The sequence below is a fragment of the Sinomicrobium kalidii genome (assembly GCF_021183825.1).
Classification (GTDB): Bacteria; Bacteroidota; Bacteroidia; order Flavobacteriales; family Flavobacteriaceae; genus Sinomicrobium; species Sinomicrobium kalidii.
In genome coordinates, this window is record NZ_CP089211.1 from 2858796 (window position 1) to 2872462 (window position 13667).

Annotated in this window: 9 protein-coding genes; 5 read left to right on the forward strand and 4 right to left on the reverse strand. The window is 43.2% G+C overall.

What is annotated here, in order from left to right:
• The first annotated feature begins 112 nt into the window (after positions 1 to 112).
• Positions 113 to 1342 (forward strand): metallophosphoesterase, encoded by a 1230-nt coding sequence (locus tag LS482_RS11445; RefSeq protein WP_233027668.1) that lies wholly within the window; start codon positions 113 to 115, stop codon positions 1340 to 1342.
• A 43-nt stretch (positions 1343 to 1385) separates the two neighbouring features.
• On the forward strand, positions 1386 to 1685 hold the full coding sequence (locus tag LS482_RS11450) for a thioredoxin family protein (RefSeq protein WP_233027669.1): 300 nt from the start codon (positions 1386 to 1388) through the stop codon (positions 1683 to 1685).
• Between the two features lie 61 nt (positions 1686 to 1746).
• Here LS482_RS11450 and LS482_RS11455 read toward each other — a convergent pair whose 3' ends face one another.
• Positions 1747 to 3906: a prolyl oligopeptidase family serine peptidase gene (locus LS482_RS11455; protein ID WP_233027670.1), complete on the reverse strand. Its 2160-nt coding sequence runs from the start codon at positions 3904 to 3906 to the stop codon at positions 1747 to 1749.
• 276 nt (positions 3907 to 4182) lie between these two features.
• Between LS482_RS11455 and LS482_RS11460 the strand changes: the two genes are divergently transcribed.
• Genes LS482_RS11460 through LS482_RS11470 form a run of 3 tightly spaced genes read left to right on the forward strand, consistent with a single transcriptional unit; the run spans position 4183 to position 9416 of the window.
• On the forward strand, positions 4183 to 5919 hold the full coding sequence (locus LS482_RS11460) for a helix-turn-helix domain-containing protein (protein ID WP_233027671.1): 1737 nt from the start codon (positions 4183 to 4185) through the stop codon (positions 5917 to 5919).
• Positions 5920 to 5950: 31 nt separating this feature from the next.
• The gene (locus LS482_RS11465) at positions 5951 to 7672 is read left to right on the forward strand and encodes a helix-turn-helix domain-containing protein (RefSeq protein ID WP_233027672.1); all 1722 of its coding nucleotides are present in this window, start codon (positions 5951 to 5953) and stop codon (positions 7670 to 7672) included.
• 31 nt (positions 7673 to 7703) lie between these two features.
• Positions 7704 to 9416: a helix-turn-helix domain-containing protein gene (locus LS482_RS11470; protein ID WP_233027673.1), complete on the forward strand. Its 1713-nt coding sequence runs from the start codon at positions 7704 to 7706 to the stop codon at positions 9414 to 9416.
• A 623-nt stretch (positions 9417 to 10039) separates the two neighbouring features.
• Here LS482_RS11470 and LS482_RS11475 read toward each other — a convergent pair.
• From LS482_RS11475 to LS482_RS11485, 3 genes are all read right to left on the reverse strand, one after another.
• Positions 10040 to 10651 carry a type 1 periplasmic binding fold superfamily protein gene (locus LS482_RS11475; RefSeq protein WP_233027674.1) on the reverse strand — a complete coding sequence of 204 codons (612 nt, stop codon included), beginning with the start codon at positions 10649 to 10651 and terminating at the stop codon, positions 10040 to 10042.
• 21 nt (positions 10652 to 10672) lie between these two features.
• Positions 10673 to 13087 (reverse strand): TonB-dependent receptor, encoded by a 2415-nt coding sequence (locus tag LS482_RS11480; RefSeq protein ID WP_233027675.1) that lies wholly within the window; start codon positions 13085 to 13087, stop codon positions 10673 to 10675.
• Positions 13088 to 13296: 209 nt separating this feature from the next.
• A complete protein-coding gene (locus LS482_RS11485) occupies positions 13297 to 13617 on the reverse strand; it encodes a hypothetical protein (protein WP_233027676.1) in 321 nt (106 codons plus the stop codon).
• Positions 13618 to 13667 lie beyond the last annotated feature (50 nt).

The window sequence follows — 13667 nt, forward strand, 5'->3', positions numbered from 1 at the left end:
TTAACCGGAGCGGGGATGTAACAAACGTCCCCGCTTTTTCTTTAACATTACCATAACAAAGGATATTCCCCGAATACCTTACTTTTATACCTTTAAAACTAAAAGGTTACGTATGTGGAATTGGGTTCTCTTTGTTTTTTTGTATATCCTTTTGGGATTTTATGCATTTCAGGCGGTCCGGGTACTTACCAAGAGCCCTTTTGTGTTGTATGCCTATCTGCTTTTTTCGCTCGTAATAGTAGCTAATTTTATATATCATTTCGCCATTTTGGGGGCAGAAAGGGGAATCAGTGGTGCTGCGAGTTATGCCCTGGCATACCTGTTTATCCTTATCCTTTTTCAGCTTATCGTGGTTGTTTTCCTGTTCGGGGAGGACCTGGTGCGTCTCGGTATTGGCGCGTTTCATAAATTAAGTGGCTCCGCGGAAAAATCCGGAATGCCTTCAAGGCGAAAATTTTTAAGTGTCGTTGCCCTGGGGGTGGCGGCCATACCCTTTACCAGTCTTCTGTACGGGATGTTCAGGGGCAAATACGATTTCCGGGTGCTGAAATACACCCTGGAATTCGACGACCTTCCCGATGCTTTCGACGGGTATAAGATCACACAGATATCAGACATTCATAGCGGTAGTTTTGACAACAGGGAAAAGGTGGACTATGCCATAGACCTGATAAACCGGCAGGAAGGAGATGTGCTTCTTTTTACCGGGGATATGGTTAACAATAAAGCAGATGAGATGCTGCCCTGGATGGAGAGCTTTTCCAGGTTAAAGGCCCGTGACGGCAAGTATTCCATATTGGGTAACCATGACTACGGGGATTATGCAGACTGGAACAGTGAAGAAGACAAGGCTGCAAACCTGGAATATTTAAAAGAGTTGCAACGGCAACTCGGTTTTGACCTGTTGCTGAACGAAAGCAGGTTCCTGGAAAGGAAAAAAGATAAGATAGCCCTGATCGGTGTGGAAAACTGGGGCGCAGGTGGTTTTAAAAAGGCAGGTGACCTGGAGAAGGCCATACGGAATGTAGATGAGGATGCCTTTAAAATACTGATGAGCCACGATCCCTCACATTGGGAGAAGGAAGTGATAAAACACCCGTACCACTACCACCTTACACTGAGCGGGCATACTCACGGTATGCAATTTGGTGTGGAAATCCCCGGTCTGGTAAAATGGAGCCCTATCAAATGGCGCTATAAATACTGGGCGGGTATTTACAGGGAAATGGGGCAGTATATCAACGTGAACCGGGGATTGGGCTTTATAGGTTATCCCGGAAGAGTGGGGATATGGCCTGAAATTTCTGTGATAGAACTAAAAAAGGCCGGAAAATCTGCATAATTCGCAGAAAATACTACATTTGTAATACTAATCCCTTGTTAAAATGTCAAAATTCGGTGAATTAATAGATATCAGTATTCCGGTACTGCTGGATTTTTATACTGACTGGAACGAGGCATCGACGGCAATGCACCCCGTACTCAGGGACGTAGCTGCAGCGCTGGGCGATAAGGCGAAAGTGATAAAAATTGATGTGGACAAAAACCAGGAGTTGGCCAACGCCCTTCGGGTTAAGGGATTGCCTACACTGATGATCTATAAAGAAGGAGAAATGGTGTGGCGGCAGAGTGGCGAACTGGATGCCAATACGCTGATTGGTCTGCTACAGGAATATGTGCAATAAAATATGTTGGAATTCCCCTCCGGCAGGCCATTTCTGGTAATACCGGAGGGAAGTCTTTCTGTTATTCCGACATTTCTTTCTTTATAACTTCCGGATCCGGCAGTTCTTTATATCCCATTTGATAGAGTGTAAACCCGAAAATGTCTGCCGTCTGTTCGATAGTCTTGCTTATCGGGGTGCCCGCCCCGTGACCTGCATTGGTTTCTATCCGTATCAGTACCGGGTTGGTGCCCGTTTGTTTTTCCTGTAGTGTTGCGGCAAACTTAAAACTGTGTGCAGGCACTACGCGGTCATCGTGGTCGGCTGTTGTTATCAGTGTTGCGGGATATTCCGTGCCTTCCTTAATGTTGTGCAGCGGAGAATAGCCCAGGAGATATTTGAACATCGCTTCACTGTCTTCCGAGGTGCCGTAGTCATAAGCCCATCCCGCCCCTGCGGTAAATTTGTGATAGCGAAGCATATCCAGTACGCCCACGGCCGGTAAGGCTACCTTCATCAGGTCGGGCCGCTGGGTCATGGTGGCTCCTACGAGCAGTCCGCCGTTAGACCCTCCCCGTATGGCCAGGTATTCCGGAGAAGTATATTTGTTATCTATCAGGTATTCCGCGGCAGCTATAAAATCGTCAAATACGTTTTGTTTTTGCATTTTAGTCCCGGCAACATGCCATTTTTTACCGTATTCCCCGCCTCCGCGGATGTTGGGTACGGCATAGATGCCGCCCTGTTCCAGCCAGATGGCATTGGTGGTACTGAAATAGGGCTGCAGGCTGATGTTGAAACCACCGTAACCATACAGCATGGCAGGGTTCTTTCCGTTGAGTTCGGTCCCTTTTTTGTAAGTGATGATCATGGGGATACGGGTGCCGTCTTTGGAAGTGTAGAATACCTGTTCCGAGGTGTAGTTGTCCGGATTGAAATCTATTTCGGGCTTCCAGTACAATTCAGACTTGCCGCTGCCGGCATCATAAGTATAAATATTGCCCGGTGTATTGTAGTTGGTAAAGGAGTAATACAGGGTTTTTTGGTCTTCTTTGCCGCCAAATCCTCCGGCCGTCCCTATTCCGGGGAGCTCTATTTCCCGTATTTTACGACCTTCATAGTCGTATTGGTAAACTTTGGATATGGCATCGACCATATATTCGGCAAAGAGGTATCCCCCGCCTTTGGAAATACTGAGGACATTTTCGGTTTCCGGAATGAGGTCTTTCCAGTTCTCCGGTACGGGATCGGCGGCATCCGTGGTAACCACTTTTTGATTGGGAGCATCCAGGTTGGTGACAATGTAAAGGGTTGTTCCTTTGTTGTCGAGCAGATAAGAATCGTTCTTTTCGTGATCTATAATGGGGACCAGTTCCGCACCGGGTGATTGCAAATCTTTTAGAAACAGTTTGTTTCCGGAAGTCGAATTTGCAGCGCTGATCGCCAGATAGCGTTCGTCTTCCGTTACTTTTGCCCTTATATAGCGGTGTTTTTCTTCCGGTTTTCCGCCATAGATCAGGATATCTTCACTTTGCGGGGTTCCGAGTTTGTGGTAATACAATTTGTGTTGGTCGGTTTTGGCAGAGAGCTCACTGCCTTCGGGTTTGTCATAGCTGGAATAGTAGACCCCTTCCCTGCCTTTCCACGAAACCCCGCTGAATTTAATATCCCTCAGCGTATCTTCTATGATTTCTCTGGAAGCAGCATTCATAACAATGACTTTTCGCCAGTCACTGCCGCCTTCGGATATGGAATACGCAAGCAAATCACCGTCTTTGGAAAAATTCAGTCCGCCCAGCGAAACGGTGCCGTCTTCCGAAAAAGTATTCGGATCAAGGAAAACTTCCTCGGTCCCCTCTGCATTTTTCCGGTACAGTACCGACTGATCTTGCAATCCGTCGTTTTTAAAATAGTAGGTGTAATCGCCCTCTTTAAAAGGGGAAGACACCTTTTCGTAGTTCCAGAGGTATTCCAGTCGCTCCTTGAGCTGTTGCCGGAAAGGTAGCTGTTCCAGGTAATCAAAAGTAACCTTGTTCTCCGCTTTAACCCATGCTGCCGTTTCGGGAGACCTGTCGTCCTCCAGCCAGCGATAAGGGTCTTTTACTTCGGTATTGAAATATGTATCGGTAGTGTCTGTTTTTCTGGTTTCGGGATATGTTACGGCCATGTCTTTTTTTGCTGTTTTTTCACAGGAACACCATATAAGCGGCATTACAATGATGAGGATGATTCGTTTTTTCATTTTGATTGTGATTGAAGAGAATATAGATATCAAAAATAACATAAAATCAATCCGGAAAGAAAGGACCTGTACATTTTTTGTTAAGATGTCCTAAAACGTTGTGACGAAGTGTTTAAAATGCTTAATATTGTATATATTTAAATGCCCCGACCTGCATTTTCACTGTTGTTCCGGATTTTAACGTATGAGGTTAATAAAGGCGGAGAGAAGGAAAAGTTTTATAAAGAAAGGGTCTGGTGGTATAAAGAACACCAAAACCAAACCCCTGAAAATAACATGAAATACTTTTCTGCCCTGTTCCTGAAATGTATCTTTTTTTTGACCGTAAATACGGTTACAGGTCAGGAACAGATAAAGGATACCTTGTTTGGCAAGACCTATGAAGAGTTGAACACCCTGTTTTTTGAATGGCTTCCCGAAGATACTTTAACAGCGAGGAAAATTGCCGCTACATATATTGAAAAAGGCCGTGCAGAAAAGGATTCGGTGCGTATGGCCAAGGGATATTACTACTATGCCTCAAGGTTCGGCCCGGAAATGGGATTGCAATATGCTGACACTATTATAGCCTTGACTGAAAATTCAACGGATAAATCCTATCCGGCGTTAGGGTATATGTTAAAGGGATACTGGCACTATCAACAGACCGATTATAAGGCGGCCGTACAATGTTATCTGAAAGCACATGAATATGCCGTTGAACGGGATAACATCAAGCAGATCATGTCCATTCGCCCTACGATCGCCGTATTAAAAGGAAAATCCGGAGATTACAGGGGAGCATTGCAGATCAACAAGGAACATTTAACAGCCCTTGAAAACGACCCGAAATACAGAAGGATTTACAGTAAAGGCACTTTTAGAGATCATTATGTCCCCTCCTACCTGAATGCGATCTTTAACGTGTCGTTAGGTTATATTGACCTCAGGGCTATAGATTCTGCTAAAAAATATGCCCGTAAGGGAATAAGAGAAACCTTGAGGTATAACGATACGTTGAGGTATTACTGGGGGATATCTGTTGGTGGCAAGGCCGAGTATTACGATGGCAATTACCAGGCGACCCTTGACAGTATGAACAAGGCCATTCCGCATCTTACCAAAAAACCTAATGTGGTTCTGGCTAAATATTATGTGGGAAAATCGTATGAAGGATTAGGCAGGAATAAAAAGGCCCTGGCGACATTTATGGAAGTCGATACGGTTGCCGAAAAAATAGATTATAGCTTCGGAGAGCTGCGAAAGGTCTATGAATACATGATAAATCATTACGGCATAAAACAACAAAAAGACAGTCAGTTAGTATATATAGACAAATTGTTGAAGCTGGATGAAGAACTCCTGGAAACCAGGGCGATGGATGGCAAGATTGCCCGGGAGTACGATACCCCTTACCTGCTGCGCCAAAAGGAAAAACTGATAAACGATCTGGAACAAAAGGACCAGCGGAGCCGGAAACATAAATTGCTTATGCTGGTTGTTGTAGCATTGTTTGCCATACTCCTGGCATATTATTATCAGAAGCAACGAATCTATAAAAGGCGGTACAGGCAATTATTGTCTGAAGATGATGGAGATGCCATGGAGAAAAGGACTTCCACAAGTTCGGGTGACATCCGGGATTCGGGAGTTCCGGAGGAAACGTTCCGGGCTATAGAAAAAGGCCTGTCGAAGTTTGAACGGGAAAAACGGTTTACAAATCCCGATGTTACCTTATACAGCCTGGCTAAAGATTTGGAAACCAACTCTACATATCTTTCCAAAGTAGTCAATACAACCAGACAGATGAACTTCAGTAAATACCTGCACAACCTTCGTATAGATCATGTCATACAACGCCTGAAGAATGAAGAACGGCTGCGTTCATACAGCATGCAGGGAATTGCGGAAGAAGCAGGGTATAATACTGCGCAATCCTTTGCCAATTCGTTTTACCGCAATACCGGCATATACCCTTCCTATTTTGTAAAACGACTTCAGGAAGAGGAGTTTATCGGGAGCCGGGCAGTCTGAATATAAACAATCACAAAACAATCTTTCAAAAATGAAACGTGTTTCAGCGGTGATTATGCTTTTTTGCCTGTTTTTGATGTTTCACAGGGTTGGAGGGCAGGAAGATTCCGGGGATACTCTTTTTCTAAAGAGTTATGACGAATTGAGTGATTTGTTTTATAGATGGCTGCCCAAAGATACATTAATAGCAAAGAAAATAGCAAATGCTTATATAGCCAAAGGACGTGAGAAAGGAGATTCGTTGCGTATGGCCAAGGGGTATTATTATTATGCTGAATTTGGTCCGGAAATGGGTATTCAATATGCAGATACTATTATTAAGCTAACTAAGAGTTCTGAAGATAAATTCCATCCTACAGTTGGATATATGATTAAAGGTTATTGGAATTATCACACTGATAACTATACAGAATCAATAAAGTATTACCTAATAAGTTATAAATATGCATTAAAGAAGAAAAATATTAAACACTTGGTATATATTCGTCCAATGATAGCTGCGTTAAAGAATCGATCAGGAGATCATGAAGGCGCATTGAATATGCAGAAAGAAAATTTATATACTATTGAAAATGATCCGAAGTTTAAAGAGGAATACAGCAAAGATCCGAATCATGGGAATCTTTATAAAGCAAGCTATCTTTCGGCTATATATAATTTGGCTATATCATATTTACATCTTCGAAAAATAGATTCGGCCAAAATATATTTTCGAAGAAGTATTGAAGAAAGCCTGAAATACAAAGACACTTTAAGGTACTACCAATCTGTTTCTGCAGCAGGTTCTGCCCAATATTATGCAGGTAATTACCAGGCCGCATTAGACAGTCTGGACAAAGCCCTTCCTCATCTTACAGATAGGCATAGTATAGCCATGAACCATTATTACAAAGGGCAATCCTACCGGGAGCTAAAAGAACACAACAAGGCAATGTCCATGTTCCTGATCTCGGATTCCGTAGCAGGGGAAATAGATTATAAATTCCCGGAGTTAAGACAGGCCTATGAATACCTGGTAGAGCATTACCGAAAAGAACAACAAGCGGACAGCCAGCTGGTCTACATCAATAAAATACTTGATCTGGACGAGGCCTTGCTGAAAGTCCGTGCCATGGATGGCCAGATCTCCCGGGAATACGATACCCCGCATTTAATGCGTGAAAAAGAAGCATTGATAAAGGATTTGGAACGGAAAGATAGCCTTAATAAAAGCTATAAGCTGTTTTTACTGGGAGCGGTAGTGATCCTTTTGGGGTTTATCGTGTATTATTACCGGAGGCAGGGAGTGTACCGGAAAAGATACCGTGAACTTCTAAATAAAAGTGAAGAGAAAGAAAAGGCTTTTCCCGGGGCAAGCAAGAAAACAAAATCAGATTCGGATGTGCCGGAAGAAATATTCAGTGAAATAGAAAGACGGTTGCGGAAATTTGAAGAGAGGAAACAATTTGTCAATTCTGAAGTGACGCTACATCGTCTTGCAAAGGAGTTCCGGACCAACTCCAGCTATTTGTCCAGGGTGATAAACACAGTACAAGGTATAAATTTCAGTCAATACCTTCACCGTTTACGTATTAATGATATAGTAGACCGGCTGAAAGAAGAAGAGAAGCTACGGGCCTACAGTATGGGAGCCCTTGCCGGAGAGGCGGGATATAAGACGGTACAATCCTTTACCAATGCATTTTACAAACAGACAGGGATCTATCCCTCGTATTTTATCAGGAGATTGGAAGGAGAATCGGTGAAAGAGTAAAAAGAAAATCCAACCAGCGAAACCAACTAAAATGAGGCAAAAAGCATCTTTGCTATTAAGTATTATACTATTGGTCTTTGGCTATTATGGTATCAAAGGGCAGGAAGGCCCCAGGGATACTCTTTTTCTAAAGAATTATGACGAGTTGAACACCTTGTTTTATAAATGGCTCCCCAAAGATACCTTAACAGCCAGAGCTATAGCAGATGTCTATATAACCAAGGGACGTGTTAAAGGGGATTCGGTGCGTATGGCCAAGGGATATTATTACTATGCTATGGAATTTGGTCCGGAGATGGGGTTACAATATGCAGATACTATTATTAAGTTGACTGAGAATTCCAAAGATAAATTTCATCCTACGGTCGGATATTTATTAAAAGGATATTGGTATTATTATTTGGCTAATTACAAGAAGTCTATAAAATATTACCTCGTAGGATATAGGTATGCCTTGAAGAAAGATAATATCAAACATTTAATATCCATACGCCCGGCAATCGCAACGTTAAAGAGTAAGACAGGAGATTATGCAGGAGCATTAAAAATAGAAAGAGAACATTTAGGAGCTTTAGAAACAGATTCCAGGTACAAAAAAATTTATAGTAGTGATCCGAATCATGGAAATCAATATGTTCAGAGTCACTTAAATGCAATGCATAATCTTTCTTTGTCCTATATTGATATGGAAAAAGTAGATTCTGCTAAAATCTACATCCGCAGAGGGATTGATGGTAGTTTAGAACATAGCGAAATAGATCGTTACTATAGTTTTGTATCTGCTTGGGGAAAAGCAGAGTATTACGCCGGGAATTATCAGGTCGCTTTGGATAGTCTGAAAAAATCTGTTCCTTACCTCAAGAATAAGCGACATGTAGTTTTAGGACAGTTCTATATTGGAAAAAGTTATGAAAAAATCGGGCAGTATCGAAAAGCTTTTGATGTATTCCAGCAAGTGGATTCCATGTCTGAAAAATTGGAATATAAATTTCCGGAATTAAGAGAGGTTTATGAATTGCTCATAAATTACTATCGTCAGAAAAAAGAAATTGGTAGTCAATTGGTTTATATAGATAAGGTTTTAAAACTGGATGAAAAGTTGTTGAAAGAGAGAACTCTTGATGGTATAATTTCCAGGGGATATGATACTCCTAACCTTCTCCGTAAAAAAGAGTTGCTGATTGGAGAACTGGAGCAACAGCATGATAGAAACAGGGGATATAAATTTTTATTGATTGCAACCTTAATACTTTTTGGCACAGGATTGATTTATTATTATACACTTCAAAGGAGGTATCGACAACGTTATCAGAGACTGTTGTCAAATGATAATAGAATATCATTATCACTTCAAGCAGGTAATGATGTTAAATCGGATGTGGGGGTACCGGAAGAGATTTTCAGTGAAATAGAAAAGCGGTTGCGGAAATTTGAAGAGAGGAAACAATTTGTCAATTCTGAAGTGACGCTACATCGTCTTGCAAAGGAGTTCCGGACCAACTCCAGCTATTTGTCCAGGGTGATAAACACAGTACAAGGTATAAATTTCAGTCAATACCTTCACCGTTTACGTATTAATGATATAGTAGACCGGCTGAAAGAAGAAGAGAAGCTACGGGCCTACAGTATGGAAGCCCTTGCCGGAGAGGCGGGATATAAGACGGTACAATCCTTTACCAATGCATTTTATAAACAGACAGGGATCTATCCCTCGTATTTTATCAAAATGTTAAAGAAGAAATAAGGAAAATTCTTCACAAAGTATACATTTTTTCTCTGAATTTTGAATTCTAAATCAACAGTATTTCTTGTTTGCTGTACGATCACGACACCATTCCTGTTCCTGACGGTTTTAACACATTGTTCGTTTTTATTATTCTCATTATTAGCTATTTGATGTTTATTTGATGTAGTAAAAATCACGAAACTATTACCCTGAATTTATAAATGTAGAGTACAACTTGTTGTAGAACTACAATGGGAGCTCTACTTTTACACCAACGATCTGAAGGATTCAAATGCTGATTCCCGGAACCCGAAACAGATGCGGAAGAAAATTATACGATGTTTTTAGTATTTCGGTGGTTCCGATCATGATGATTTTGTAAAAGGTTTATTAGGTTTTAGGGGGCCTTAAAGGAGTGGCGTTTCGGCTTTATGATTATAAGTCGGCGCCCCCTTTTTGGATTTTCTGTACTCCCTTTTTCCGGGAGTATTTCCATCATTCAAAATAAGAAATTATGCTTTTGCTGCTCATAGAACTAATGGTATACATCCTGCCTTATCTGCTCCTTTTGCTGGCTTGAAAAATAAAAACCACCCCATTATAATAATGGAGTGGCTTTTCAGTGATCCTGTTGTTTGTTATTATTCGATATCTACGTGAAAACTTATATCCATGTCGGTTTCCCCGCCTGCATCTTCAAGCCCGGTATTGGGTTTTACGGGCTGGTGACGAAGTACGATTCTCAGGTCGCCATGACTTGCCGCCCCTGTTGTTAATGTAAAACTCAGCCCTACAGGATTATCCGAGCCGTCCTCAATATAGTCGGATTCGGCGTCTGTATAAGTGAAATTCGTAATGTCCAGTCCATCTATGTTTTGGTAGAAGAATTGGTGCTCATCGGCTTCTTCCTTGACTTCTTCGGTAATGTCGTCAGCAGGAGATACGGATTCGTTCAACAGACTAATGGAGCCCGTGTAGGTTGTGTTCGGCTTTAAAGGACCGGAAACAGTACCCTCGAGGTGGTCGTGATCTTCTTCACTTCCTTCTTCCTCTTCATCATGATCGTGTCCCAGGCCGCTTTCGTCGGCAAATTCCAGGGTTACATCTTCTTCACCTTCTGTACTCAGGGTGACTGTAACTCTGGTTATCAGTTCTTCTTCGTTAACAGGATCGGGATTGTCATCGTCACTGGAACATGAGGCCAGTAAAATTGTTCCCGTAAATAAAAATGCCAGTAATCTGATTGTTTTCATAGTGTAAATGATTTTAAGAAATTAGTAATTGATCTTTATTTGTAAGCGGAAATTCCTGCCCAGGTCATCGGCATAGAAACGAAGCCTGTTCAGGTAGTCCCTGTAATTGGTATTAAAAAGGTTATCGGCGGATAATCCTACCGTGATTTCCGAATTTTTAACAAAAGGAAACCTTGCCGAGGCGTCCAGTCCCAAAAGATGGTAGGCATCCGGAGGTGTGCTTATATCCATTTCGCGATTGACGTATTCCCCGTTTTCCACAACCCTTACATCAAAATTGTTGTTCGGGTATTCGTTTTGCCTGAAATAATAATCGCTTCTCAGGGTAATTTGCAGGTTTTTCCACTCGGGTTTTGTGAATGTAATCCGGTTTGAGGTATTTGCGGACGGTATATCCACAAGGGGCCTGTCCCTGCTTGTGTCTTTGGCGTGTACATAAGAAAACTTGTGTGTAAAATCCCAATGGTCTGCTATCCTGTAATTAAAATCAAAGTCCACACCGAGGAACCTGGCATTGACCTGCCTGTATTGCCATACCGGGAAAGCACCGCGTATGGTGAGTTCACTTCCGGAAGGTTCCAGGAGTATGTAATCGTTGATAAAGTTGACGTAAGGGGCGAGGGTAAACCGGAGTTTACGGCTTTCCCTGGAATACGCCAGGGACAACTTATGCGAGGTTTCCTGGTCCATTCTAAGGTCGCCCAGTTCTATGGCTGCCGCCGAATGATGAAGTCCGTCACTGAACATTTCGGCCGGGTTCGGTGCCCGGTTGGCCAGAGCATAATTAAAGAGGAACTCATCTGAAACGGTCTGATATTTGAGCCCTGCCGTAGCCGAAACACTGTGAAAATCAAAAACCGGGTTGGTCAGCCATTGGTCGTCATAATCCTCAATGATGATATCCTGAAAGTCTTCATCGTATCCCTGGTCTTCCCAACGGTCTTTTTTGTAGAATTTCTTGGCATCCGTCCGTGTAAAGTCATAGCGTGCACCTGCATCCAGTATCAGGTCATCCGTAAGGTATTGCCGGAGCGAGGCATAAGCGCCGAAATCATAACGATCGTAGTCCGGAATAAGCCTGCGCACTCCTGTTTCAGGGTCGGGAAAATTGGTTTGATACCGGAACATGACCCCTGTATTTATTTTCCGCCCGCTTTGGGCATCAAACAGAAAATCGGAGGACAATGTATGTGTGGTCAGTTCCATGTCCATGGCAGGGACACCTTTGAGCGCTCCCCTGCGAACATCGTATTCCCGCCGGTTGTTTTGCTGGAAATCATATTGTACGCTCCATTTCCCGAGCTTTTCAAACCGTTTGAAAAAACGGAGTTTTGCCAGGTGGTGGGTAACTTCCTGTTTGGGAGCATTGATATCGTATGAAAACGGTTCGATGATATAGGGGGCCCGGCTGTTAATGGCATTCAGAAGGTCTTCCTGGCTGCCAATATGTGAGGCCCTCAATATGCCGATCTCATTTCGGTAAAAGCTGTAGTAGGCATCAAAACCGTAAGTAAACTTGTTGAGCCCGAAAGAAGCGGTAAAAGCCTGTTGCGAATACCCTGTATTGGTCAGGGAATAATCGGGGGCTTCAAAATCGCCAAAGCGTTTTAGCGTACCCTGGGCCGACCAGTACCACCCGCTTTCATAGCTCTTTGTAAGGGAGGATACCAGGGCCCCGCCCCGGCCGTTGGTGGCACCGGAAAGCAGTGTTTTTCCGTAGAGGGTGTCTTTGACCGGGATATTTTTCGGTTCTGCAATGATCACTCCGCCTATGGCATCACCGCCGTACTGAAGTGCCGCGGCTCCCTTTACCACGGTAAGGCTTCCCGCTGCGTTCAGGTCCAGGTTGGGGGCGTGTTCCATTCCCCATTCCTGGTCCTGTAGCCTCACACCGTTGTTCATAGTGACTACCCTGCTGCTGTGTAATCCCTGTATTACCGGTTTTACAATGGAACTCCCCGTATTCAGGGAAGATACACCGCTTATTTCCTTTAAGGCATCGCCGAGAGAAGCACTGCTGAACTTTTCGATGACATCGGAGTGGAGTATCTGCTCGGTTGCCGAGTTGGTGACGGGATGATCCCTGCTGCCTTCAACAACCACTTCCTTGAGTTCTTCAAGGTGGTGTTCCAAAGTAATGCGTTTAGTGGTTGTCCCCGTGATCGCAATGGTCATGATCCGGGTGGTACAGGATTCGTGGGAGATCTCCACCTCGTAACTGCCCGGACATATACCGCTAAGGGTAAATTTACCATCGATGTCCGTGGCGGTCACCTTGCCGGTGTCGCCAAGTTGTACCAGGGCATTCACAAGAGGTTTACCGTCGTGAAAGTCTACAACTTCTCCTTTAAATACAGCCGTGCAGTTTTGTGACAGGGCTGCTTCAATATTCCCGAAAAGGGAAATCAACAGGAATAAGGGAAATGCTAATTTCATATGCCTTTAACTGATTTTAATTAGGATCGGGGAGTACCGTGTTTACTCCTTATGGGATGATTGTCAAGGGCTCCTTTTGTTCCTCCCGAAGTCAAATTGAAAGGTTTCTTTCAGTCGGACTTATGGGAAATCCAAAATAGATTATAACGATAAATTATTTGAGGCACGGAAAATATACCTGTAAAAGGCTATAACCCTTTAGAAGAGACCTATGCAGTGAAGGGCGGGGCCCTTAGCGAAAGAACACCTGTGTGAAAGGTGCTTGAAACCGGAGTATAAAAATTAACATATACTACGGGTTCTATGGTTGCCAGTGGTGTGAAGTTGACAATTTCCGGGGTGTGGAACACCGAAAATTTGAAATCACAGACCGGACATTTGGAAGCCGAACTGGTAACGGCACTTTGCTTTTCGGAAGAAAAAGGTGCGGTGTCCGAGGCGTGCTCTATAACATGTACAGCCTGGAACAGTATGGAAAACAATACCGCAAATATGAGGAAAAAGCTAATATGTACCTTAACGGCTTTCATGCCAGGCAAAAGTATGAAAAACAATAAACAATGGAAGAGGTTTTAAGAAA

Coding starts and splice junctions, on each gene's coding strand:
- LS482_RS11445 (WP_233027668.1), top strand. CDS start 113: ATGTGGAATTGGGTTCTCTTTGTTTTTTTGTATATCCTTTTGGGATTT.
- LS482_RS11450 (WP_233027669.1), top strand. CDS start 1,386: ATGTCAAAATTCGGTGAATTAATAGATATCAGTATTCCGGTACTGCTG.
- LS482_RS11455 (WP_233027670.1), bottom strand. CDS start 3,906: ATGAAAAAACGAATCATCCTCATCATTGTAATGCCGCTTATATGGTGT.
- LS482_RS11460 (WP_233027671.1), top strand. CDS start 4,183: ATGAAATACTTTTCTGCCCTGTTCCTGAAATGTATCTTTTTTTTGACC.
- LS482_RS11465 (WP_233027672.1), top strand. CDS start 5,951: ATGAAACGTGTTTCAGCGGTGATTATGCTTTTTTGCCTGTTTTTGATG.
- LS482_RS11470 (WP_233027673.1), top strand. CDS start 7,704: ATGAGGCAAAAAGCATCTTTGCTATTAAGTATTATACTATTGGTCTTT.
- LS482_RS11475 (WP_233027674.1), bottom strand. CDS start 10,651: ATGAAAACAATCAGATTACTGGCATTTTTATTTACGGGAACAATTTTA.
- LS482_RS11480 (WP_233027675.1), bottom strand. CDS start 13,087: ATGAAATTAGCATTTCCCTTATTCCTGTTGATTTCCCTTTTCGGGAAT.
- LS482_RS11485 (WP_233027676.1), bottom strand. CDS start 13,617: ATGAAAGCCGTTAAGGTACATATTAGCTTTTTCCTCATATTTGCGGTA.